Below are 24,196 nucleotides of genomic sequence, written 5' to 3' on the forward strand. Positions count from 1 at the left end.
CGCCCGCTTCCGTCGCGACGGGACCGGACCAGAGCGCGCCTTCCACCAGCCGTATCCTGATCCCGCTTCCGCCCGACATGGGGATAGCGGGTTTCCAGAGCGGCAACAGCTTTGTCATCGTCGTGGACAATGCCGAGCCAATGGATGTCAGCGCCCTGCGCGGAGATGGCATTTTCTCGACACTCACCGTAACAACCCTGCCTGATGCGACACTCATCCAGGTGCGCCTGCCCGACAACCGCCAGTTCTACCTGTCACAGCAGGCCGAAGGCTGGGTGCTGGGGGATCAGCTACCGCCGGGAAACGATTACGGAGACAGGCGCGTCATCAACCACGGCCAACCAGCGACGGCCTCCTCTATCCGATGCGCCATCCGGGGCGTGTCCTCTCGATCAAGGATCCGGCGTCCGGCGTTCCCCTTCTTGTCGGGACATCCGCCACGGATGACGGCGGCATCCTCTCTCCCCGCAAGGGAGACGGGTATGACGTATGGCCCACGACGGAAGGCGTCATCATCGCCGTCAAATCTCCCGACATCGGTATGCGGGCGACGTCCGAGGGCGCGCTCCTGAACCGTTCCGGCAAACCCATTTCCGATAGCGGGGCGGCCGTCTATGCCAGCGATGTTGACCTGAAATGGCTCGGGCTGCGGAACCTGACAGACCAGGCACTGGAAAAACGTTTCCATAACGCGATCATAGCGGCCGCGGATTCAGAACCCGCGCAGCGTTTCGCCCGCCGTCTCGAAGCCGCTCAGGCGGCGTTCAGTCTCGGGAGTTTCGTGGAGGCGCGCGGTATCCTGACCGTCGCTCTTGAAGACGACCCCGAAGAAATTTCACGGCCTGATGTCAAATTCCTTCTGGCCGCGTCCGAACTGCTGAGCGGCAACACGGAAGGGGCTTCCCTGCTCAAGGGGCCATGGCCGGACAGCCAGCAGCGCGCCACACAGGTATGGCGCGGGCTTTATTTCATTTCCACAGGCGGCCATGACGCGGAAGCGGCCCATCTGCTTGCGCGGGATTTCACCCGGCTGAAAAATTATCCCCTGCCCGTAAGCGAAACCATTCTTCCCGGCGTCGCCGAGGAGATCGGGCGCTACGGATCGGAAGAGGATCTGATCGCACTGAATGAGATGCCGCCCGGCTCTCCCTACCAGCTTGCCACTGCGTTCCGTGAGCTGCGCATGGGCAAACGCGATCAGGCCCATGCGGCTTTCCACAAGCTTGCGACGGACAAGAACCCGCTCGTTGCCGAGAAAGCGCTTGAGCAGGTTACCTCGCTGGACTTGGCGGATGGCAGCATCTCGTCCGCCGCCGCGGCCAATGCGCTTGATTCCATCATCCCGATGCCCGTCTGGCAGGCCGGGAAGCGACCGTACGCCTTCTTCAGGCTGACGCCTATCTGGCACAGGCCAGTGGAGCGACGCCCTTGCCGCCATTGACCGCGCGCAGACGGCCTATCCGCCGGCATTGGGTAGCGTGGTCATGCCGCTCCTGTTCCAGACCCTGGCCAAGATAGCCAGCGCCGGCGCGAAGGAGACGGACAAGGACAATCTCCTGCATGATGCGGCCATGCTGCGCTCACATGTGCCCCAATTGCCGCCAGGAACGCAAAAGGCTGAAATTCTGCTGGCCTACGGGAAAATGCTGCTTTCACTCGGCTTGCCAGATGAGGCCGCCCAGGCTTTTTCCGACGCGATCCCGATGCTTGATTCCGCCCCCCTGCGCGCCCTTGCCGGAGAGGGGCTGGCCAGCGCCGATATCGAGCGCCAACTGCCACAGGAGGCGACAGAGGCACTGGAAAGAACGGATGATCCGGCCTTTCCGATGACATAAAGGGGGACAGACGCAGGATACAGGCCCGGATCGCCCTGACGAGTGGAAATCAGGCCGCGACCCTTTCCCTCCTCAAGGGGGATACGAATGTGGCTTCTCTTGACATGAGTGCCCGCATTTATGAAGGGAACGGCCAATGGGGGGCCGCGACAAACGAAGTGCGCAAGATGGTGGTCGCCGAAATCCCACAACAGGGCGATCTGACCAAAGCACAGCAGAATCTGGCCCTGCGCCTGGCGTCGGACGCCACTCAGGCGGAAGATCTTTCCACGCTGGACTGGATCGCCAGCCGGATTGGTAACCGGCAGATGGATGATAGTGGGCCGGTGTTCAATTTGCTGACGAAGCGTGATGGTGCACCACTCAAGGTCACGTCAAACGCAGAGCCCCAATAAGGCTTAGACCTGCCAAATGACGGTTCAATAGCCCGGAATAAAGTATTTCCACCCGGCCAAATGGGGCATGTTCTGCGCCAGCAGGGTCAGCGCCAGGCTCAGCGCGAATGATGGCCCCATGGGCTGAACCCAGGCGCTATCAGGCCCGTGGAGATAGACAGGCCGTGTCGCCTGAATGCGGAAATGACGCATGGCGATACAGAACAGCCAATGCAGGAACGCGGTAACAAGAAGAAAAGTCGATATATTCTCGACCCCTACCCACGCGCCACAGGCGGCCGCCATGGTGAGATCTCCCCCCGATAGAAAATTGGCCCGGAGTGAAATGGAGATGAAAACAAGGGCCAGTGACGTTGCCACCCATGCGACCGTGGCCCCAAGAATGGCCCCGTTCGGGTTGTCCCGCATCAGGCTGACCAGCAGACCCGTCAGAAGCATGGGAATCAGGACATAATTGGGTAGCCAGCCTTCCCGGCGATCCAGAAGGGCCGCCAGACAGGCAAAATTGAGCGCAATAATATCGGCTGACGCCGCGAGCGGGGGCATACAGGCCAGAAACGCGATGGCGAGGGACGCGGTAAGAAGGCAGGCCGCCGTTATTTCCCGTTTCCATTGGGGTATCGCGGCAGTCGGCCTGCCCCGTATTCCGCCGATGACCGGCAACCAGCGCAACAGGGTCCGATAAAACAGTATCGAGACCGGAAACCAGATCGCCACGCAGATACCGGCAGTGGAAACCCTGCTATCGCGCGCCAGAATACTCCATATGATCATAACCACCATCGCTGCGGCAGCCAGGAGCTTATCGCCCATCTCGGATTGCCAGTCCCCATTACCGCCCATGCAAATGACCCGTGTCAGTTGCGAACCTGATTAGCCATAACGTCGGGAGGGCTGAATGTCATGGCTCGATGGTGATGAATTTGACGATAATCTTGCGTCTTTCAGGAAACTATGGCTATCAGATCAATTGATCGCTATCCTTGCAACCAAAGCATGTTGCGCCGATACCATCGCGGGCATCGGATTGGAACGGAAAGGAGCCGACATCGTATGCTGGAAGCCTTGTCATCCGCTGCGGGATCAGCCCATGGTGGAACGGATCTGTTCAATCTGGCCGAGCGCAGGATGAACTGGCTTGAAAGCCGTGAATCCACGCTTGCCGGCAATGTCGCCAATGCGAACACGCCCGGTTACGTGCCAAAGGACAGCGCCCCGTTCCAGGGTGTGTTGCAAAACCAGATGACCATGATGCTTGCCCAGACCGAGCCGGGGCATATGGCAGGACACGTGGAACCCACCCGGACGGACCGGTCCAATAGCAGCACATCGCCAGACAAGAACGAGGTCACGCTTGAGGACGAGCTGGAAAAGATAGCTTCCACCAACGACGACCAGCTTTTCGCAACAACGGTGTACACGCGTTACATGTCGATGTTCTCGACAGCGCTGGGAACGTCCTCTTAATAGCGGGAACGGGATATGGACTTCTCAAATACCCTGGAAGTATCCGCCGACGGCATGCGCGCGCAGTCGGAGCGGTTGCGCATCGCCGCGGAAAACCTTGCCAATAAGGACACGACCGGCTCAACGCCCGGAGCCGACCCGTATCGACGCAAAACGGTTACATTCAAGGAGAGTCTAGACCACGCAAGCGGCACCTCCACCGTGAAGATCAAGGAAATCGGGCACGATAATACCCCCTTTGAGACACGGTATGACCCCTCGCATCCAGCTGCGGATTCAAAAGGCTATGTGAAGGTATCGAATGTGAATTCGATGATGGAAATCATGGATACGCATGAAGCCCAGCATTCATATGAAGCCAACCTCAACACCCTGCAAATCACCCGCACCATGCTGACGCGCACCATAAACCTTATGAAATAACCGAGGATTTCTGGCGTCCGTTCCCTGCTGGCACCAACATCCTGACAGGTTCCAGACCTGTATGATCAGGCGGCCCCTCCTCAGATGCTCCCGGCAGGCCCCTTGAGAAGATTTTACTTCCGTCTCTTTTATTGGTTTCGGACAGAACTGTTCTTTCAATGTGTATCGGTACGATATCATATTAATGGTTTGGTGAAGGGCTGGTCAGGGTTGTCAGTCAGGTATAAAATACCTGTTACGTGTAAGACGGTATTCCATAACGGACGGCAGATGGTGCGATGATGATTCACCCCGCGATGAAAGCCTATCAGAGCATTGCGCAATCTTCCCTGACAGGCCGGGAAGCCGACGCGGCATGTTTCAGACTGCTTATCGATGAGCTTGAAGCCGCGGCTTCCAGTCCAGACCAGAATGTGCGCAGAAAAGCTCTGGCCAAGCATCAGAGCCTCTGGTCAATGATCATGAAAGCGAACACTCTGGATACAGGGGTTGTCGCCCTGGAAGATCGCGAATTATTCGTTACCCTCGCGGACAAGGCCCAGAAATATGGTATTCTGGCCACCCTGAAACCAGAACTTTCCCTCGCTCCCCTTATCCAGATTGCACAGGATATTCTGGAAGGTCTGGAATCCGCTCCCGCCGAGAGCGAACCGGTATTCAGCACAGACGGTATGTTCTAGATATCGGAGCAGGGATAACCCGCTTCAGAAGAACCCCCATCAGCGCACGGCAGCCGCATGGTTAATCCATAGGGTAGAAGCTCTACCCAGGCGTTATCCAATGATCTGGCAGGGGGAAAGGCCAGTCAATTTACCCGAGTGATTTGGGGAGGGACGCAGGACATAGCGTTGCCGAACTTTGCAACATATTGGAATATATATATTTTATATATTTCCGTGCGATGTAAAATTCATGGCGATAGACAATCATGCAGGGTCGCAACAGGCTTCATGACCACATATCGAGCCAAACATAAGCTGGATCTACCCGATCAGTTTATGTTCAGGCCACTCCATATGAAATGGCTCTGCCTACTGGACCAGAATCTCATAACAACCTATTCCAGCTAAATGGTCTCCATCCATTCTGGATGGTCACTATGATTTACCGCGTCGATAGAGAAGGCTATTTCCGCTATTATGAAAGTTGCATTTCTTTACATTGCCGAAGCCTACCAATGCTATCATGGCGCATCAATAGCGGCCGAACTGTCTCATTATCCGAATGTCGAGATTGTAATCTATTATAATGACCCGGCGTGCCTGCCTCATTTAAAATCCCTGGAACGTGGCGCGAATACAAAAAAAATAACATATAAAAGACTGCGCAGATCTCCTTTTATTACTATTGCACAATCCATAAAAAAAGCGGGGCTTCTTAAGCCCCATATTATGAAATACAATGCTGAAGAACTGAATCAATACGACGCTATAGTTGCCGTTGAAAATACGGCGGCATGGCTGCGTGATTTTGGTGTTACCCATCCCAAACTCATTTTAAACCCGCATGGTTCTGGTGATCGTAAGAATCCCACCGATGAACTCATGCCGAATTTCGATCTGGTCCTGGTCTCCGGACAACAGAAGGCCGATGATTTCCTGACACGAAAACTCATACGACCCGATGGCCATGCCGTTACTGGCTACGTGAAATATGACATGTGCGAGGGATGGCATGATCGGAATAAATCATTATTTCCAAATAAAAAACCTATCGTCATATACAACCCACATTACGAGACCGGATTTAATTCCATGCCAAGGTTTCTTGGCCCCATGCTGGAAGGTTTCAGAAGACAAAATGATTTCAATCTGATTGTCGCGCCACACATCAAAATGTATCGGCGTAGTTATGGTATTGCCCCCAGACTTCTGGAAATGAAAAGCAGACCCAACATATTGATTGATACACGCTCCAAAAAACTACTGGATATGACATACACGACGGCTGCGGATATTTACGTTGGGGACCTGAGCAGTCAAATCTATGAATTCCTGATGCGCCCACGGCCTTGCGTGTTCCTGAATACCGCGCGGGTTGAATGGCGCGACAATCCATTTTTTCGGCATTGGCAGTATGGTGATGTGGTTGATGATCCGAAAGATCTTATGGCCGCAATACGCGCGGCTCCATCGCGCCATTATCTTTACCGGGATTTACAAAAAGAAATGGCTGAACGCACATTAGGCCAGATGAAAACAGGCGCATCACGTCGATGCGCCAAGGCAATAATGGATTTTCTTAATCAAAAAAAAGATAAATAATAAGTCCAAGATATTTATATGTAATGTCTTTGTTTAAAAGAGCAGGCCATATCAGGACAGGCCATTAAACGCCGACAAACCCGTACCAGCGACTAGCCTCATATCCCAGCTCACCGCAGGGGTATCGCGTTGTCCGCTGCTCTGCGCAATCGTAAATGGTGTCTCAGAAACCGTGCACCTGTCAGCTTTATGAGCCACAGAGGCACTTTCTCTTTTCCTAAGTCTTATGTCGACGGTTCACCAGAATTTATACCCGGTCGTAACAAAAAATACTCCGTTTCTGGCTGCATACACCGCAGGGCATAAGGCCCCCGACTGCTTTTGCCAACCTGACGCGGCCTGTTGACTGTTGAGTGTTGACTGTTGAGTGTTGACTGTTGAGTGTTGATGGTGTGAAGTCGGATTATTCTCACGGCATGCGAGGCTCTCTATGTCCGCCTTCAAATCTATCCGCGCCCAGCTTGGTTTATCGCAAACCCAGTTAAAAGATCTCCTCAATGAGCGACTGCAACGTAATTATGATCGGCATACGATTTCGCGATGGGAGAACGGAAAACAATCCATACCTCAGGATGTCACAACCGAACTCCAGGCGCTGGCAGAACGCAAGCCGCAGGATACAAGAGTTATAACCTTCGCAAATCAGAAAGGCGGTGTTGGAAAAACGACCAGCGCTCTTAACATCGGATTTGCGCTGACAAGACTGAATTACAGGGTACTTCTCATTGATGCGGACCCGCAGGCCAGTGCGACTTCGGCTCTCATAGGGAATGATATCGTACCCATATATCGCAATGGTCGTACGTTGGATGCATCACTGCTCAAGGATGTTCCCTTCGCTGATGTGATCTTACCCAAGGGCACCGAACTTTCATCCGGCCGACAGCTCCCGTTTGCTTTCGCACCCAGCCATATAGATCTGGCCGAAGTCGATGTGCGTCGTGAACCGGGCACGGAAGGTTTGCTGAGAGAGGCGATTTCCTCAGTCAGATCTTCCTATGATTTTATTATCATTGATAGTCCGCCCCATTTGGGGTTCCTTACATGGATGGCTCTAACGGCGGCTCATGCCGTGTACATACCCGTCCGAACAGAACCCTATGATGTAATGGGGGTGAATCTGATCCTGGATACAATTTCCAAAGTCCATCGCCGCTCCAACCCCAGATTACGAATAGGCGGTGTCATTCCTACCCAGTTTTCCCAGACACAATACGTTGACATCGGCATCGTCACGCATCTTATCGAGGTGTTGAAAGGGCGCACGGAAATTCTGGAACCGGTTCCCAGCAGTACGGCCTATAGCAATGCTGCTTGGGCTTCGAAAATACCTGCTGAGCTAACCCCACGTAACCCCGCCATACAGCCGTATATACGCCTTGCAGAAGCAATTGCGAACGGGACAGCCCCGATCAAGGCATCCGACATTCTGTCCACGGCAATCGCATCGGAGTAATCTCATGACACGGCGTTTCAAGGCACGCGGGGCTTCCCCCTTTCTTACGGCGCAGGCAGGCCTGATGAGTAAGGTTGAAACACCTTTCCTAAACGCAAGCCAGTTCAATCACACTTTTGAAGTCGCGCTGGATAAAGTCTCAGCAGATCCATCGCAGCCGAGAAAGACATTTGATCAGCAGGAACTCGACCAACTGGCTGAATCCTTCAGGCTACATGGGCAGCTTCAACCCATTCTACTGCGTCCTGAACCGGAAAAAGACGGAGAATGGATTATTGTAGCGGGGGAACGTCGCTGGCGTGCCGCCGTCCAGCTCGGCTGGCCCGCACTTCTTGCAATGGAACATATTGGCGACCATGAGAGCGCCAGTCTGGTCGAAAATCTGTTGAGAGTAGACCTGTCCGCAGTTGATGAAGCACGCGGCTTCAAGAAACTCATGGACCATAACAATTGGTCACAGAGTGAAATGGCGCGACAGTTAGGGTTAAGTCAGCCGCGGATCAATCGATCCTTGCGTATACTCGAACTGCCCGATGAGTTTCTGGAAAAAGCGTCCGAGTTACGCATTCCTGTGAATGTTCTCGTCTCGATTGCCAGGGAAAACGATAGCACTCAACAGAATTCACTTATGCAGCAGGCCATGGAGGGAGATCTCACTGTTTCCGTGGCTAATGAGTCACGGAAAACCAAGGCAGACCCGGCATCGCCCAAAATCCTGAGAGCATCGTCTGCCGAATGGAAGAAAAATTTAACTTCGTCTATTAAGGCGATCAAACGATTTTCCCGGCAATGCAGTGAAATGCCGCATGAATCCATTAGCCTGTCACAAGATGACCGCAACGCCCTTGAATCTGCACGGGCCGCTATTGATCTTCTATTATCCGAAACCAATCCTGAATAGGATCACTCCCGTCATCTGACAGATAGCGGCATCCGCTATGCAACGTTGCATAGCGGATTTTTTATGCATGAAAGAAACCCGGATTCAGCCATAGCCGTGACGTAATCCCCGTTTACATTCACCTGAAAGGGAAATTCCCTGTTTGTGCGGCTGAGAGTTGAAGTGATAAAATGGATAAACATGCTAGCGGACATCCTCTCATCAACAACCGTATATTACAGGACATTTTGTGTAGGAATTTGGCCGAATAACCTGACGGGGTTCAAATTTAACCCTACATCATATTAATATGAGAGCGTATATTATTATAAAATGGGAGATATCTGGAAGTGGTCGATAATTTAAATTACAAAGTAGAAAAAATTGATTGCATTCCGGATGCCCCCCTGGAGAAGTTAACCGACAGATCAACTGTAATTCCTGCAATAAAAAATCTGACAAAAATAAAATTTATAAAATACAATAGCGGTTTGAAGTATTTATTCGGCGCAATACCACTCCATCTTCGCATGAAACTTCAGCAGATTGGCTGGCTGAAGAATAATATAGGACGGCCTATATTATGTGGTGTCGTTTCCGTGCGGGTACTTGTTTATGCCACAAAACCTCTGACCTCTGCTACGTTGACACTGGATGATGACCCAAAAATTCTAGCGCAAACGAAGCCTGTCTTTATGACCACCTATAAAGGCGTGGACATCTGGTCCGTGAATATATGGCTTGATTCCCAAATACTTCCACCCGGGGCACATAAACTTCGTATACATGCATACTCTGGCACAAAATGCGTCGCCCGCATGCGCCGGTTTGTTGAAAAAATGCCTCAGGATATTTTGTTACATAAAGCAGGTGAGGATGTAGCGCTTTCAGATGCTTTTGTTCCCAGCACCTCAACATTAGACAACCAGAATCAGGATATAACAGATACTGTAATTACCCGCCCTGTTGTTGTTCATCATCCACGCAACAGTATCTTTTCCCGCCCGATCAAATCAGTTCTGATCCTGCGCACCGATCAATTGGGGGATGTATCAGCATCCTTACCCGCCATGGTACGTATCCGTAAAATGTTTCCTGACGCCAGGATTACGGTCATCAGTCAGGAATTTGTTCAGCCGATTATTGAACACAGCGGGATTGCGGATGAACTTCTAACAATTTCTCTCAGCTATTCGCATGTCAGTGAATCACGTTTTCTGACTGAAGATGCTGAAAATCAGGTGCGGAAGATTTTGAACGGTCGAAGTTTCGATCTCGCGATCGATCTGTCGCCGGGGGATGAAAGTCAACCACTCATGCTATTGTGTGATGCACATTACCGGGTGGGATTTAAACCTGAACGTTTTCCATTTATTGATTTTGGTATTGAAGTCATATCTCGTGACAAGATTAATTCAAAAGCAATAATCAATCATGCTGCGCATATCATGATGCTGGTACAGGCATTGGAAAGTGCCATGACACAGATACAGCCTGCTGTTTCAAGAACTGTCAGTTCTACTGATCATGAAATCTTGCAGAATTATAATCTGGCACATGATAAGTATGCCATTATCCATTCAGGATCCCGGCACGAGCTTAATCAATGGCCAATGGAAAATTTTATAGATGTAGCCCGCTATATTACAGAAAAAGAACGTATGCCCGTCGTTTTCTTTACTGACAAAGAATTATCTGACCATCAAAGGAATTTATATGCCGGAATTGAAAATATATATTTCCTGAATCGGATGGAAGCGTCATCATTCGATACCATCATAAGTCATGCTCATATCTTTATCGGCAATGATACCGGCCCCAAGCATCTTGCCTCCATACGTGGCGTTCCACTTGTCGTCAGTATTTCGGTACCTCGTCTGAACTGGCGGGAATGGGGACATAATCGGGGAGGTGTCAATATTACTCGTCAGGTGCCCTGCACTGGATGTGGCGTTAATAACTTGGCACAATGCGGGAAAGAGGCAGTATGTATTCGAAGCATCCCAACAAATGAAGTTATTTCAGAAATTTCAAAACTCATGAATGAATCTTGATTTATTTCATATATTGAAAATAACAAAATCTTCAGGATGCCGATCCTTTTGAAAGTCGGCATTCCTGAATATTTTAGAAAAATGATATTTAATTTAAAACAGTATTTTACAGATATTCTGAATTATAAAAATTAACATTATCAATGACACAACAAAAACAATCCGTCGGCTATGTATACTGATCCAGTGAACCCGAAGGCTGGCACACGCATCAACTAGAAAATGACGATGTACGTCTAGAATTACTGGAAATGGTGAACTGTTGCACACCAGGTACTCACGGAGCACGACGGGCCTCACCTGCCCAACCCTGAAGATCCCAAGCGAAATAAGAAAACGCTTCAAAATTTATTCTGAACTCATAGTCCACATCCATATTGCTTACTTATCAATAATACCAATATGGTTCATACAAGTTAATTTACCATCACCAAAAATCACACCCTCAGAACAGATCGATTTCACCGCATTGATGCGTCGTATCCGTCTTCTTTTCGCCCGCTAATATCCGCACGACTTCACTGAGTTTGATCCCATCGGAGAGAGCCGCCACATTCACCCTGTCTGATTTCCCCACATCGGAATGAGCTGTCAGGTTCTTCAGGGCAGTCGCCAGGGCTTCTACGGTCTGCGTTGCCGAATCAAGCTTCTGCAGATTATGCATCTCGCCTTCATCCAGCATATGATTTTGTACGCATTTATCGATTACCTGCTGGGTATCCAGCAATTCTTCATGGACCCTGTCCATAACCTGAATGACCCGGATAAGGGCCTCATGGGCCGTGGTTACCTGCCCAGATTCCGGCACAATGGCGGAGTGCGTTTCCATTATATTTCTCTACTGTAATTCAGGTAATCAAAAGGATTCGGTACGAAAGCCGGATGCCGTCGCCCATTTACGTTGGGTATGAGCCTTTTCCCGACTGTCAGCAATTTCCTGATAACCAATATTCTGTGCGTCATGGACAAGATTCTGCTGCACTCTGCCGGTAGTGGGCCAAAATCTTACCCGCCGGGCCTGAGTGCCACCAAGACTTTGTGAAACGCAGGGGATTTTCTTATCTGCAAGATACTGCATGACAAAATGGATGTTCTCCTGCCCGATACGGCCAAGAGAGGGAACGACCGTTGCCCCACCAAACGCCTTGCAGAGCAGACGGTCGCGCTTCCCGCCTGCCTTGAGTATCCCGCTTACCAGCATCCCCATTGAATTGACCCCGAAGCGCATTGCCATTGCATCATGGCTTTCCCCACCTTCTGGCAACAGAAAGTGGTTCATGCCCCCCACACCGGCAACGGGATCGAACATGCAGACCGAGATGCAGGACCCCAGAAGGGTGCCAAGAACGACCGCAGGGTCGTTGGAAATGGCAACCTCACCCTGCACTATCATCGCGACTGCGGGTATATGCGTCACGTTATGGGTCCGAATACCTTTTCCAGAGCCTCGCGCAGTTTCGCTACGGTGTAAGGCTTGGCAAGGAAATTGTTCACGCCTGCCTTGACGGCTTCCTGAACAAGATCCCTGCTTGCCTCACTGGTAAGGATGATGAACGCGACTTTCTGGGTTTTCGGGTTGCCCCGAACGGCGCGCAGCAGGGCCAGACCATCCATGACAGGCATGTTGAAATCTGAAATCACAAGATGTGTCGGATTCTGTTCAAGATACTCGAACGCTTCCTTCCCATCCTTTCTCTGCGCAATATTTACAAATCCGATCTGCGCCAGACTATTGGCCAGAATCTGGCGTATGGAGACTGATCGTCAACAACGAGCGCCCTGATCTGTGAAGCGGCAGGCATGGTCTTCCCCTTCTTTCTTTTTTTCAATTCCGGTCAGTCGTGCCGGCGTCAAGCATTAATTTCAGTTTTGCTAATATGTCACATCACCGCGCGTGGATAGCCATGGCGGCCGCGCTGATCTGGTTAAGGGGAACCACCTGACAGACCGCCCCGATTTCATCGGCAACCCGTGGCATTCCATAAACAACAGCCGATGCCTTGTCCTGCCCGATGGTCTGTGCCCCGGCCTGACGCATGGCCAGAAGCCCCTCGGCTCCATCCCGGCCCATGCCGGTCAGAATGATACCCAGCGCATTCCGGCCGACCTGGCTCGCAACGGACTCAAACAGGACATCGACGGATGGGCAATGTCCGCTTACCGGAGCGGAACTCACCAGCCGCGTTACATATTTGCCATCCCGTCGTTCAACCTTTGTGTGCCTGTCCCCGCCCGGCGCGATGCGGACGACACCGGGTGTAAGTACTTCCCCGTCTTTTGCCTCGGCAATTGAAAGAGCCGGAATTTTCATATCGAGCCGCCGGGCAAAACTTGCCGTAAAAAGGGCAGGCATGTGCTGGCAGACCACCATGGGCGGGCTCTGCTGGGGAAACCCCGAAAGCACTTCCTCCAAAGCTTCCACGCCACCTGTCGAGGCGCCGATTGCCACCAGTTCAATCCTGCCGCCCCATGTTTTCTGCAACAGGGAGGAAGAAGGGGCCCTGGGCGGTGCCGCGACGGATGCACGCTGCCGGGCGAGGGCGGCCGGACGCGAGTGGGCCGCTTGAATGACAAGCCTGGCCAACCCGGCAAAAGCGTCATTTCCGATCACGTTGGCCGGCTTGGGAAAACAGTCGAACGCACCCATCTGAAGGGCGGTAATGGCCGTATCCGCTCCCCTTACTGTCAGGCTGGAAACCATGACAACGGGAATGGGACGCAGGCGCATGATCTTTTCGAGAAACTGGAGCCCGTTCATGCCCGGCATTTCGACATCAAGTGTAATGACGTCCGGCTGGTCCTTGATAATCAGGTCACGGGCCTCGATCGGGTTTTCCGCTTCACCACAGACGGTAATGCCGGGCTGATGTTCGAAAGACCTTCTGATCAGGGCTCTCATCGTACGTGAATCGTCAACAATAAGAACCTTTACAGGTTTCTCCATAACTCAGTGATCCTTCCTGTAAATGGTGGGAGCGATCTGCTCCAGGCCGCACTGGCTTTTGGTTGCCACCCTTTCGGAGTGGCCGACATAGAGAAACCCTCCAGGCTCAAGCTTGTCGGCAAGGCGTTTCCACAGATGCTCCCGTGTGGCCTCATCAAAATAAATGACGACATTCCGGCAGAATATGGCGGAGAATGTCCCCTTCATCGGCCATGTGGCGTTGAGATTGAGAACACGGAACGCCGGCAGGCGGCAGATGCTGCCGCCAAAGCGGAGATCGCCACGACTACAAGGCTCCATGAACTGGGACTTCTTGGCGGGCGGAATGGCCTCGGTTTCTTCTTCCGGATAAATGCCGGTTGCGGCCTGCGCCACGACCTGGGAGTTTATGTCCGTCGCCAGCACGCGCACATCATGGGCGGCGGCATCGGGAAACGCCGTCATGATGGACATGGCGATGCTCCACGGTTCCTGACCCGTTGAACAGGCGGCGGACCACACTCGTCCCCGTCCTCCCGCCCGGACCCTGGCGGCCATGGCCGGAACCACGACTTCTTCCAGATGAACGAAATGGTTCTTTTCACGAAAGAAATTCGTAACATTGGTCGTCAGCGCGCAGATCAGGTTTTCCATCTCGCTCCGGCCTTCAGGCGTCTGGACAAAATCCAGATAGCTCCTGAAGGAAGCGTGACCGGTTTCACGCACCCTGCGGGAAACACGTGAATATACGAGTGTGCTCTTGGATTCAGGAAAATGTATCCCGGCCTCTTCCTGCGCAATGCGCCGCACTCTCTGGAAGTCAGCCTCCGTGAAATCAGGCTCGTTGGCCAACTGCGTACCCCTCATGCGGACACCATTCCCTCGACCAGTTTGGAAACGACGGTTTCAAGACGAAGGACACCAATCATCCGGTTGCCAATCGTAACGAGCCCGCTCAGGCTGCTTCCTTCCTCGGGCACCGACTGGATGGTGTCTATATTGACATCGGCCATATCGATGACCCGATCGACCAGAAGCCCATATACAATGCCATTTTTCGATTCAACGATGACGACGACACGGCGCGGATTGTTCGGCTGTGGCTGAATGTTGAGATAGACCGCCAGGTCAATCACCGTAAGGATGATGCCACGCAGATTGATCGCCCCGCACACATAATGGGGGGCGAAGGGCAGGGCGGTCGTTTTCTCAAATCCCCGGATTTCCCGCACGCTGAGGATCGGGATGCAGTATTCCTGTTCCCCAACGGTAAACACGATCATTTTTACAATCTGAGCGTCTGCGGCCTCTGCTGTTTCCGTCACGTCCGGTTCCCTACTTCTGATCGCCATAATCGTGGTTCTGTTACGCCGCCAGCCCGCTACGGGCATTGGCGGGCCTGGTGTCGATATTCCTGATGGCGGAAGCAATCAGCGCCGGGACGTCCAGAATCAGGGAAACGCTGCCATCGCCAAGAATGGTCGCCGCTGATACACCGGGTATCTGCCGGTAGTTCTTCTCTATGCTCTTGATGACCACCTGCGCCTGATCGCAGATCTTGTCCACGACCAGAGCAACCCGCATGCCTGATTCGTTTTCCACGATCAGGATAACGGCGTCTTCCGACGGTTCCTCGGACGTGGACAGCCCCAGCCGGGAACCAAGCGGTACCAGTGGCATGCAGTTGCCACGGATCGAGACCATGCGGCTCCCATCGGGCAGGGAATAAATATCCGCCGGATTGATCATCATGGTTTCGACCACGGACGAAATCGGAATGACCATGGTGGAGTCAGCGGCGACAATCAGCATGCCGTCAAGGACGGCCAGCGTGAGCGGAAGGCTGAGACAGAATGTGGTGCCTTCCCCCTGCACGCTGTTGATCGTCACCCTGCCGCCCAGACCGAGAATGGCCTGCTTGACGACATCCATGCCCACGCCACGCCCCGAAAGATCGGAAACGGTCGCCGCCGTCGAAAAGCCGGGGGCGAAAATGAGGTTATTGACCTCATCATCGGTCAGTACCGCATCCGGCGCCACGATACCGCGCTTGATCGCCGTCGCCAGCACGCGTTCACGGTTGATTCCGCCGCCATCGTCCTTGATCGTAATCAGGATGCGGCCGGATCGATGGCCCGCTGAAAGAAGGATATGACCTTCCGCGGGCTTGCCCGCCGCGAGGCGTTCTTCGGGACTTTCAATACCGTGGTCAACCGCATTGCGCAGCATATGGGTCAACGGATCGGTCAGCTTTTCCACCAGCGTCCGGTCAACCTCGGTATCCTCGCCTTCCAGCGTCAGGGTGATATCCTTGTGCGTCATGCTGCAGGCCTCGCGCACGACACGCTGCATGCGCTGGAATACGCTACGCACCGGCTGGGCCCGGACGGCCATGACAGCATCCTGAATATCCCGCGTCAGGGCCTTCATGCTGGTGACGCTTTCCACCATCTCCCGCTGCGCTGCGGTGTCATTACGGCGACACAGGGATTCAATCGCCGCCTGTGCAATGACAAGTTCGCCCACCAGATCCATCAGATCGTCAATCCGGTGGAGATCCACACGGATCGACGCCTGTTCAGGCCGCCGGACACTACGCGCACTGGCCCCGGCAGCAGGCGCAGCCGGGGCGGCAGGTACGGCTGGCGCAGCTTCCGGGGTCGGCAATGAAGCCGCGGCAACCACGCTGGCTTCCGGGCTGGGGGCCGGGGATGGGGCTTCGAGCATTTTTTCGGGCTCCGCTCCAGCATCATCCCCGGTCCCGGATTCATCCCCCCCGGGTTGCGGATCATCGCCACGGGACAGCGTGAAGTCACAGACATCACTCACCCAGTCAAAGACCGCATTGACACTATCGTCCGATACATCCGACGGCAGGACGACGCGCCATGACAGATAGGGTTTGTCCGGGACCAGCTCGTCAAATGGCGGCAGAGCCGACATGTCGCAGGTGACGCTTATTTCCTCATCCTGAACGGCCTTTGCCGCATCGGCGAGACCGATCAGGATATTCCGGGCGTCATCCCCCCGTTCATACATCGCTTCGTGCGGCCGGAACGTGACGACCAGCGGTTCGAGCGGAGCGGCAAACGCATCATCAAACCCGAAATCCACAGGCACCGGCTCAAAGCTTATGGGGACCGGCACGAAATCCTGCGGGGTGACATCCTCGGTCGTCTTGGCTGTCTCATCCTTGCCGATGACAGCCTCAAGTTCGCCCTGGCTTTCCGCTACGCGCCCGGCATCCACGGACGGACACCACGCGCCTCGGCCACCAGATCGCTGAGGACATCCATGGCCTTGAGGAAGGTCTTGATGATGTCATGGTTCGGAACAATACGCCCCGAACGCAGACCATCCAGAGAACTTTCGAATACATGCGCAAAGCGCACAAGGTTTTCCAGACCGAACGAGGCCGCGCCACCCTTGATCGAATGCACGGCGCGAAAAACGGCATTGATGGTCTCATGCCCGGCGTCGCCATCCGAAAGGGCTGACAGGCCGCGTTCAAGCTCCTGAAGCTGTTCATCACACTCCTGGAAGAAGACCTGGAGGATGTCGTCCATGTCACCACTCATTCTGGTGCTCTCCCTTTCAGGCAGTAACCCGGCGGATCGCCGCCACGAGACTGTCAGTGCTAAAAGGCTTGATGATCCAGCCGTGGCCCCGGCCGCACGGGCCTGGCCTTTTTCTCGGGGTCGCTCTCCGTTGTGAGAACGATGATGGGGATATGCCTGAACTGGTCCATTTTACGCACGGCCTCAATCAGTCCGAAACCGTCCATACGTGGCATGTTGATGTCAGTAATGATGGCGTCAGGAGGAGGATTTGCTGCCTGCAGGACTTCCAGACCGTTTACACCGTCCTCTCCCTGAATGACATCATATCCCGCACCTTCCAGGGCCTTGCGCAGCATGCCCAGCATGGTCCGGGAGTCATCGACGGTAAGGACCCGTATGGTCCGCTTTCCCACCATATTCATTGCTCCTCGGGAGACGTGAGCGGTTCCGACAGAAGTTCACTGACCCCGAAGATAGCATAAGCTTCCTTCATCTGTTCTGACGGTGCGACAAGGGTGCATCCACTTGCCAGAAGAAGCTGGAGACACAGCCCCCCGACATAGGACACCCCCGATGCGTCAAGAGAGGCGCATCGGTTCCGGATTTCTCCCTTGCCTGCTCGATCAGATCCTTGAGGGCGAACGCGGCGGACGTATCCAGGCGTTCGGGCAGGGTCAGGCAGGATGCCGCATCCGGGGCGCCATCAATCCGGGAGGATGATGAATCCAGACCTGCATCCTGTAAGGGATCGGACATCTCAGAACTCCTCCCATCCCTTGTCGGATGATGTTGTTGGCAGATGGTTGGCCAGCATGGCCACCGTTGCACGGGCGGTCTTACCCACACGCGGCTGGGGCGGCGGCGTGAACGCCGGCACATCCTCGGCTACGGCATTGATGGTCGGGGCCCTTTCCCGCCTGTTGCCGATCTTGAACCGGCTGAGTGTCTGCGCCAGCGTTCTGGTCTCGGCCGTCAGGTTATGGCTGGCGGCCGTCGTTTCCTCGACCATGGCCGCATTCTGCTGCGTGACCTGATCCATATCACCGATGGCGGTCGTGACTTCCGACAGGCGCTGGGCCTGCTGCTGGGTGGAAACGGAAATTTCCTCCACCCGGGTGGCACTGTTCTGCGTGCTCCCCGCGAAATCGGTCAGGTAATGACCTGTCTTCTGCACCAGATCAACGCCATTGGAGACCTGCTCGGCGGAGACGGAAATCAGGCGCTTGATCTCGCTCGCCGATTTGGCCGACTGCTCGGCCAGGGAACGGACTTCCTGAGCCACCACGGCAAAACCACGCCCCGCATCCCCCGCACGGGCGGCTTCGACCCCTGCGTTCAGAGCCAGAACATTGGTCTGGAACGCAATGCCGTCGATCACCGAGATGATTTCACCAATGGCATCGGATGACTTCTTGATCTCGTCCATCGCCTGCGTCGTCTTGACCATGATCTCGGTGGCGGCCGTCACCTTTTCCAGCGCCTGCTTGGTTTCCCTGCTGGCTTCGGAGCAGGCGGTGGCGGTGCGCTGCACGCCTTCCGTAATGGTACGGACCGAGGCCGCGGCCTGACCAAGGTTCGACGCCTGCTTTTCAGTCCGCTTGGCCAGATCGTCCGAGGCGGTGGAAATCTCGGATGCACCGGTGGCGATCAGATCGGAATTGCTGGCCACGGCACGCAGGGCCTCGTTCAGGCGCAGCACGGAATGGTTGAACGCATCACGCAGCGGCGCGAATTCTCCATCGAAGATGGTGTCGGTAATCCGTGTGCGGAGATCTCCCTTGGCCATCTCGGCCAGAGCCGACCCAAGCGTTTCTATGGCTTCATGCGTCTGCTTGTCGCGTTGCTGGCTGCGTTTGAGGGCTTCGCGGATTTCCTCCCCCATCGCTTCCTGACGCTCCTTGCTTCGGCCTGCTCCTGCACCCCGCGGGAGAACGAAACCATCACGCGGGCCAGACGCCCCGTGCAATCCCGATTGTCCAGGAACGGCACATGAGTGCTGTTATGGACATCCCCATGGCTCAGCTGCTCCCCGATGGAAGCAAGCGTTTCAATGGGTTTCGTCACCACAAAGGTCATGGCGGCCCAAAGGGAGAAAACGATTACCTGTCCGATCCCAAGGGCGCACATATTCATAAGGAACATGTGGTTGACCGGCTCATGAATGAGGTACCCAACCGCCTCGATAATGATCTGGAGTATAAGATACATCTCCAGACACACCATCGCTACCCTGATCTTGACGCGGAGCGGAGCGTCCTTGTTCAGCCACTTCAACATGCCGATGCAACTTCCCTTCATGTTTCACGAGATATCGCGCATGGAACCATCCGCGCAGCAACACCCGCCTTGGGCGGCGCACCTGGCACCGGTGGCCTTTCCGCCCCCCGGTGGCACAAGATGGAAAACGCATGGTACATCCGGGAGGAAGGGGATGCTTCCATGCGCCTGTCTAGTCAGAAACCGGGTAGTTATCTCTATGTCCGAACGGATAGCTACACGTCAATACCTGCATCATGACTGCATTGATCCAAACGGAAGAAATCGTTCGGAAAGTTATAGATATATTAAGACTGAAAATAGACACGGGATCCGAGAAAAACGTTAATAAGATATTTCAACCGTCATTTCATGGATACTCTGGCATCCAGAGGCAGAATTTCAAAAGCGATAATGCGAATGAAAAACAGCTCTGTCTCCATATTGCCAGACGCATAAGGCAGGGCTTCCGCCTGGGTAGCAGGCTCTCTTGAAGAGAACAGTATTCGTCTCCGGCATGATAGGCTCAACGATTTCGTTCAGGAGATAGATCAAGGCGCGTCTCTTATCACGGATAAACAGATATAAGATTGATATATGTCATGAAATTGCGCCGACGTACCCATCTGCCTGTCAGATCTTCAGAGGACTTCTGAAGCACTTCATTGTCTGCACATCGACGTGCAGACGGCAGAACTCGTAAACGTCACATCCTAAAGAAACAACAATTTATCGGAGACGCACAAGAAAATATTAGAACATATTGCGTATTAAACCTACTTAAGTCGCATTTATACATAAAAATATCACTATTATCGTACCTACAATGACAAGCCATTCGTTGATACCAAAAAATATATTTTATTGATGCGTATTTATTATAAATAATACAATTATTACTTGCATTACTATTTCACAATAGAACAAATTTTACTTTTTATATTCCTCATGGAAGGCAGATCGCGTTTCAATTACCACTCTACTGAAAAAATTGAGAAAATTATCGTTCAATGCAACTGGTTGTCGAAAGTTCGATATTGCGTGTGATTTGGTGAGGCGTTGTTATAGACAATGTTGAAAGTTCGAATACCCGATCATTGCGTAACAGGACATTCGCCAGAAGGACGAGACGCCGCATGAGGCGGTCAGCGCCACCTTTGCGTGCTTTCTTTTATCCATCAGGCTGAGATAAGTGCTGCGAAGATCAGGGTTGTGCCGCATGGCAACCAGAGCAGGCATGTACATCCTCGACAGTCGGACATTACGTTCGACGCCGGAAAGCAGTTCCCGCGCCGGATATGATGTCGCCAGGCGCAAAAAGGGATCAAAGCTGCACATGGCCATGAACACGCTGGAGCACCTGTCGGCCCTGCATGTCACACCAGCCAGTCGGGACAACCGCGCCGGGGTCGGACGTCTTGCCGCCGCCATTCAGGACGCGACGGACGAAAGCGCTGAACTGGCCTATGTCGATCAGGGATACCAGCGAGAAATCTGCCGGGGCAGCACGGGTCCAGGGGGCACCCTTGAAGTTGTCAGGTTGCCCGAGGCCAATGCTGCCGCGCCGATGGGTTGTCGAGCGATCTTTCGCATGGGCCATACGATGCAGCAGGGTCCGCCCAAAAGATCAATCACTCTTTAACGGGATGTGTGATCTGGTGAGAAATCCGTGTGATCTAGTGATAAGGCAATACGATCATTCCTTATGTTTAGGCCGTTATCCTGAGTGATATGGTGAGGAAACTAATATATAACTAATATTAGATTAGTTTCCTCACCATATCACATAGCTTTCTCACCAAATCACATAATCTGATAACATGTATTTTGAAGCATTTCCTTTCAGGGCAACTCACCAATGCAGGAGTTACATATTTTTAACCGTGTGATTTAGTGAGGATATTTTAAAAGATTCTATGATTGGCAGGGATTGTTCAACGGTCTTAGATATGTGATCCGCTACCGAGCTACTTGGTGCGCCATGCCGAATGACCTTCCGCCGTGGTGGGCGGTCTACCAGCAATCCCGTCGCTGGATGGAGGCAGGCTGTTTTGACGCGTTGGTGTCTGATCTGCGTGCCGTGCTGCGTATCGCTTCTGGCCGTAGGGCGGAGCCAACGGCAGCCATTCTCGACAGCCGGACATTACATTGGACACCGGAAAACGATCCCCGCGCCGGATATGATAGGACCAGCCGCAAAAAGGGATCAAATCTGCATATAGCCGTGGACACATTGGGGTATCTGTCGATCCTGCATGTCACACCAGCCAGTCGAGATGATCGTGCCGGGGGCGGACGTCTTGCTGCTACCATTCAGGACGCGACGGACAAGAGCTTTGAGCTGGCCTATGTCGATCAGGGATATACCGGCGAAACCTGCCAGGGCAGCACTGGCCCAAGGGGAGGCCTTGAGGTTGTCAGGTTGCCCGAGGCCAAACGTGGCTTTGTCCTGCTGCCACGCCGATGGGTCGTTGAACGATCTTTCGCATAGGCTACTCGATGCCGCAGAATAGTCAAGTATTTCGAGCATTGCTCTTCAATACTAGAAAGTATTCACGTCATAGCATCCGCACGTTTCATGCTCAGAAATGCAAATATAATCGCCAAAAGTGCATAACAACTCTTAGAAAGATATTATATAAAATTAAATATTAAAAATATGATAAATAATAATACCATAATCTGATTTATTTTATTTATTATTCCGGAATATAGTATCTATTCCTATGTCAATAATTTCTTCTTCATTTCCCGTTCGGACTCCCGGATAGGCTATCACTAAATCACACACTGACATTCACTTCGTTACATGCAACAAAGTAGGCAGCCTGGAGGGGAGGTAGGTATGGCTACGATCCATGATCTGTTGGAAACACGCGGCAAACAGCATGCTTTGGATTTTGGTCTGGATCGTGACATTGTTGAAGCGGCATCAGCATATATGTCCGATGAAGAAAATGGCCTTGGATTCATCTATTCCGGTTGGGCACAGTGCGCTCTTCCGCATAGGCGATTAAAACCGAGTGAACCTTGGCAAATGGCATCGGATAGGGTTCGTCTCATTATTCAGCCAGGGATTAAACCTGTTGGGCAAACAGGAGAGTTGGCACATGTTGGGGTTCCCTTTGGAGCTCATGGCAGACTCATCCTCCTATTCCTCCAGACAGAGGCTATCCGTACCAACTCGCGTGAAATCGAACTTGGGAAAAGCCTACGACAATGGATGAAGCGCATTGGCATATCCCCCAGCGGATCGGCTGCCAGATCCGTGAAAGATCAGGCTGAGCGTATCAGCCGATGCAGGCTCAGTTTCCATATCAATGACGGAAAGGGTGCAAACGCTCTTGTCAATCAGGCTATCGTAGATGGGGCATTATTCATAGATGAACCCAATTGTAGGTCCGGCTCTACCAGTATTGAAGTTGCAAAACTTTCTGAAGGTTATTACGAGCAGCTACGAAAGCATCCCGTTCCCGTTCATGAAGCTGCAGTCAGAGCAATTTCGAACAATTCGGCGGCCCTTGATGTATATGTCTGGCTTGCTTACCGTCTTCATGTTCTTCAAGGTCGAAAACTTGTAACATGGTCCGCACTTAAGGCACAATTTGGTTCAGGTTATAAAGAACTGTTCCATTTTAAAGCTAAATGGCAGAAGCCTCTTTCTTTGGCTTTGGCGGTATATCCAGATGCGCGGGTTGAGATTACAGATGAAGGGGTTATACTTATGCCCTCTCCTGCGCCAGTTAAACCAAAGCGGATAAGTGCATAACAAAGCCAAGAAAATGGATTGTGCGTCGATCATATCGAATAGAAAAGCGTCTGAAGTGCTGAAGTAACGCTCGATACGATTGCGTAGCTTATAGGTCCTGGCATCGTGCGGATGATAATATTGTAGGTGCGATTACAGGGAAGGCACAACTTTTGTGCCCATCTGAGCGATAAGATTACGTAATGCATTTCTGCCATCGGCCTTGTCAGCAATAACAGTCGCCTCTTTCTGACCCATGAGCAGAGCTTGCGATTGGATGACATTGCTGAAGCGCAACGGGTGGCCCAGCGTATCGACCAGCATATGGATCCTGATCGTCAGGCTACCTCTGGAACGCCCCAGCGCCGCTCTCCCTTTTCCATTCGTGGCCTGCTGATGGGCGCGAACGATGGCTGAATCAAACATCAGATACTCGTTGTCTTGATCGGCCGTCAGTGTCTCGAAAATCCTGTCCCACACTCCGGCAGGTCCTTCCAATGTGCGCCAGAGCGTAGAATCCAGAGGCAGCCGTTCACGAACAGCCGGTTATTCGTTCCACTGCGGCCTGCATCCCCAACCTTGCCTGGGAGCAGAGGCTCAATCCGCTACCATTGCGCTTCGTTCAATTCGTACCGTTTGATTCCTATCTTATCCTCCTGTTCTGATACGATGCTCAGGGAAGAATTCGTTTTACAAAAAGGAAATCCTGAATGTCGATCGGTCCTGGCGCGCATGACCTCGTGATTATGGGCAGCAGCCCACATGCCTACCTGACCCGGCGCGGTGTTTATGCTACTATCCCACCATTCACTGCATCGGTGAGGTCTATTTGAAAATAATTTAAGGTAAGAAAAGTTTTCGAGGCGGTATTTTTTTACGATATTGTTTCGTGAATATTTTCTTTCAAAAATATCAACTGAATAAATAATTTTAAT

General features: G+C 52.8%; 26 protein-coding genes and 2 pseudogenes. 14 read left to right on the forward strand and 14 right to left on the reverse strand.

Annotation, left to right across the window (positions count from 1 at the left end; all coding sequences use genetic code 11):
• A partial coding sequence (locus tag JCM25156_RS30120) for a hypothetical protein (RefSeq protein ID WP_206777837.1) occupies window positions 1-217 on the reverse strand: 217 nt, incomplete at its 3' end.
• Between the two features lie 147 nt (window positions 218-364).
• On the opposite strand from JCM25156_RS30120, the gene JCM25156_RS29695 reads away from it, so the two are divergent.
• The 3 genes from JCM25156_RS29695 to JCM25156_RS29705 all read left to right on the forward strand — a co-directional run bounded on the left by JCM25156_RS29695 (window position 365) and on the right by JCM25156_RS29705 (window position 2,230).
• A complete protein-coding gene (locus JCM25156_RS29695; protein WP_051577420.1) occupies window positions 365-1,441 on the forward strand; it encodes a PIN domain-containing protein in 1,077 nt (358 codons plus the stop codon).
• A gap of 37 nt (window positions 1,442-1,478) precedes the next feature.
• The gene (locus JCM25156_RS29700; RefSeq protein ID WP_051577421.1) at window positions 1,479-1,835 is read left to right on the forward strand and encodes a hypothetical protein; all 357 of its coding nucleotides are present in this window, start codon (window positions 1,479-1,481) and stop codon (window positions 1,833-1,835) included.
• A gap of 89 nt (window positions 1,836-1,924) precedes the next feature.
• Window positions 1,925-2,230: a hypothetical protein gene (locus JCM25156_RS29705; RefSeq protein ID WP_199898794.1), complete on the forward strand. Its 306-nt coding sequence runs from the start codon at window positions 1,925-1,927 to the stop codon at window positions 2,228-2,230.
• A 24-nt stretch (window positions 2,231-2,254) separates the two neighbouring features.
• On the opposite strand, the gene JCM25156_RS00010 is transcribed toward JCM25156_RS29705, so the two are convergent.
• Window positions 2,255-3,043: an A24 family peptidase gene (locus tag JCM25156_RS00010; protein ID WP_159104935.1), complete on the reverse strand. Its 789-nt coding sequence runs from the start codon at window positions 3,041-3,043 to the stop codon at window positions 2,255-2,257.
• Window positions 3,044-3,283: 240 nt separating this feature from the next.
• On the opposite strand from JCM25156_RS00010, the gene JCM25156_RS00015 reads away from it, so the two are divergent.
• The 7 genes from JCM25156_RS00015 (at window position 3,284) to JCM25156_RS27270 (ending at window position 10,774) form a co-directional block, all read left to right on the forward strand.
• The gene (locus JCM25156_RS00015) at window positions 3,284-3,697 is read left to right on the forward strand and encodes a flagellar basal body rod protein FlgB (RefSeq protein WP_034957819.1); all 414 of its coding nucleotides are present in this window, start codon (window positions 3,284-3,286) and stop codon (window positions 3,695-3,697) included.
• A 15-nt stretch (window positions 3,698-3,712) separates the two neighbouring features.
• Window positions 3,713-4,120 (forward strand): flagellar basal body rod protein FlgC, encoded by a 408-nt coding sequence (gene flgC / locus JCM25156_RS00020; RefSeq protein ID WP_025811395.1) that lies wholly within the window; start codon window positions 3,713-3,715, stop codon window positions 4,118-4,120.
• A gap of 278 nt (window positions 4,121-4,398) precedes the next feature.
• Entirely contained in the window at window positions 4,399-4,800 is a 402-nt protein-coding gene (locus tag JCM25156_RS00025) for a flagellar biosynthesis regulator FlaF (RefSeq protein ID WP_025811396.1), read from the forward strand.
• 459 nt (window positions 4,801-5,259) lie between these two features.
• Entirely contained in the window at window positions 5,260-6,384 is a 1,125-nt protein-coding gene (locus JCM25156_RS28365; protein WP_025811398.1) for a CDP-glycerol glycerophosphotransferase family protein, read from the forward strand.
• Window positions 6,385-6,814: 430 nt separating this feature from the next.
• Complete coding sequence (locus tag JCM25156_RS00035) at window positions 6,815-7,840, forward strand: AAA family ATPase (RefSeq protein ID WP_025811400.1); 1,026 nt, start codon at window positions 6,815-6,817, stop codon at window positions 7,838-7,840.
• Between the two features lie 4 nt (window positions 7,841-7,844).
• Complete coding sequence (locus tag JCM25156_RS00040; RefSeq protein ID WP_025811402.1) at window positions 7,845-8,741, forward strand: ParB/RepB/Spo0J family partition protein; 897 nt, start codon at window positions 7,845-7,847, stop codon at window positions 8,739-8,741.
• Between the two features lie 329 nt (window positions 8,742-9,070).
• Window positions 9,071-10,774 carry a glycosyltransferase family 9 protein gene (locus JCM25156_RS27270; RefSeq protein WP_148299240.1) on the forward strand — a complete coding sequence of 568 codons (1,704 nt, stop codon included), beginning with the start codon at window positions 9,071-9,073 and terminating at the stop codon, window positions 10,772-10,774.
• Window positions 10,775-11,219: 445 nt separating this feature from the next.
• Here JCM25156_RS27270 and JCM25156_RS00050 read toward each other — a convergent pair whose 3' ends face one another.
• From JCM25156_RS00050 to JCM25156_RS26880, 11 genes are all read right to left on the reverse strand, one after another.
• A complete protein-coding gene (locus JCM25156_RS00050) occupies window positions 11,220-11,603 on the reverse strand; it encodes a hypothetical protein (RefSeq protein ID WP_025811404.1) in 384 nt (127 codons plus the stop codon).
• A gap of 27 nt (window positions 11,604-11,630) precedes the next feature.
• The gene (locus JCM25156_RS00055; protein WP_025811406.1) at window positions 11,631-12,191 is read right to left on the reverse strand and encodes a chemotaxis protein CheD; all 561 of its coding nucleotides are present in this window, start codon (window positions 12,189-12,191) and stop codon (window positions 11,631-11,633) included.
• On the reverse strand, window positions 12,188-12,526 hold the full coding sequence (locus JCM25156_RS20215) for a response regulator (protein WP_306301724.1): 339 nt from the start codon (window positions 12,524-12,526) through the stop codon (window positions 12,188-12,190). The genes JCM25156_RS00055 and JCM25156_RS20215 overlap by 4 nt, the downstream gene beginning before the upstream one ends.
• Window positions 12,527-12,659: 133 nt before the next feature.
• The gene (locus JCM25156_RS00065; RefSeq protein ID WP_025811408.1) at window positions 12,660-13,718 is read right to left on the reverse strand and encodes a protein-glutamate methylesterase/protein-glutamine glutaminase; all 1,059 of its coding nucleotides are present in this window, start codon (window positions 13,716-13,718) and stop codon (window positions 12,660-12,662) included.
• Between the two features lie 3 nt (window positions 13,719-13,721).
• Window positions 13,722-14,564 carry a CheR family methyltransferase gene (locus JCM25156_RS00070; protein WP_025811409.1) on the reverse strand — a complete coding sequence of 281 codons (843 nt, stop codon included), beginning with the start codon at window positions 14,562-14,564 and terminating at the stop codon, window positions 13,722-13,724.
• Window positions 14,561-15,022, reverse strand: a complete 462-nt coding sequence (locus JCM25156_RS00075) for a chemotaxis protein CheW (RefSeq protein ID WP_025811411.1) — start codon at window positions 15,020-15,022, stop codon at window positions 14,561-14,563. Before JCM25156_RS00075 ends, JCM25156_RS00070 begins: the two co-directional genes overlap by 4 nt.
• 40 nt (window positions 15,023-15,062) lie before the next feature.
• Window positions 15,063-16,946 carry a chemotaxis protein CheA gene (locus JCM25156_RS20220; RefSeq protein ID WP_242402327.1) on the reverse strand — a complete coding sequence of 628 codons (1,884 nt, stop codon included), beginning with the start codon at window positions 16,944-16,946 and terminating at the stop codon, window positions 15,063-15,065.
• Entirely contained in the window at window positions 16,928-17,275 is a 348-nt protein-coding gene (locus JCM25156_RS30265) for an Hpt domain-containing protein (RefSeq protein ID WP_242402328.1), read from the reverse strand. Before JCM25156_RS30265 ends, JCM25156_RS20220 begins: the two co-directional genes overlap by 19 nt.
• Window positions 17,276-17,334: 59 nt before the next feature.
• A complete protein-coding gene (locus JCM25156_RS20225) occupies window positions 17,335-17,622 on the reverse strand; it encodes a response regulator (RefSeq protein ID WP_277909305.1) in 288 nt (95 codons plus the stop codon).
• Between the two features lie 124 nt (window positions 17,623-17,746).
• Complete coding sequence (locus JCM25156_RS20230; RefSeq protein WP_242402329.1) at window positions 17,747-18,013, reverse strand: hypothetical protein; 267 nt, start codon at window positions 18,011-18,013, stop codon at window positions 17,747-17,749.
• A gap of 1 nt (window position 18,014) precedes the next feature.
• Entirely contained in the window at window positions 18,015-19,139 is a 1,125-nt protein-coding gene (locus JCM25156_RS26880) for a methyl-accepting chemotaxis protein (protein WP_242402330.1), read from the reverse strand.
• A gap of 131 nt (window positions 19,140-19,270) precedes the next feature.
• On the opposite strand from JCM25156_RS26880, the gene JCM25156_RS30270 reads away from it, so the two are divergent.
• The 4 genes and pseudogenes from JCM25156_RS30270 (at window position 19,271) to JCM25156_RS27285 (ending at window position 23,282) form a co-directional block, all read left to right on the forward strand.
• The gene (locus JCM25156_RS30270) at window positions 19,271-19,774 is read left to right on the forward strand and encodes a hypothetical protein (RefSeq protein WP_242402331.1); all 504 of its coding nucleotides are present in this window, start codon (window positions 19,271-19,273) and stop codon (window positions 19,772-19,774) included.
• Between the two features lie 982 nt (window positions 19,775-20,756).
• Window positions 20,757-21,129, forward strand: a pseudogene (locus tag JCM25156_RS20245) (transposase); the annotation flags it as partial.
• Between the two features lie 314 nt (window positions 21,130-21,443).
• Entirely contained in the window at window positions 21,444-22,004 is a 561-nt protein-coding gene (locus JCM25156_RS27280; RefSeq protein WP_407637076.1) for a transposase, read from the forward strand.
• A 354-nt stretch (window positions 22,005-22,358) separates the two neighbouring features.
• Window positions 22,359-23,282 carry a replication protein RepA gene (locus JCM25156_RS27285; protein ID WP_084296364.1) on the forward strand — a complete coding sequence of 308 codons (924 nt, stop codon included), beginning with the start codon at window positions 22,359-22,361 and terminating at the stop codon, window positions 23,280-23,282.
• Here JCM25156_RS27285 and JCM25156_RS27290 read toward each other — a convergent pair.
• A pseudogene (locus tag JCM25156_RS27290) lies at window positions 23,257-23,863 on the reverse strand (transposase). The gene JCM25156_RS27285 and the pseudogene JCM25156_RS27290 overlap by 26 nt on opposite strands.
• Window positions 23,864-24,196: the final 333 nt, after the last annotated feature.

The sequence above is a fragment of the Komagataeibacter kakiaceti JCM 25156 genome (assembly GCF_000613305.1).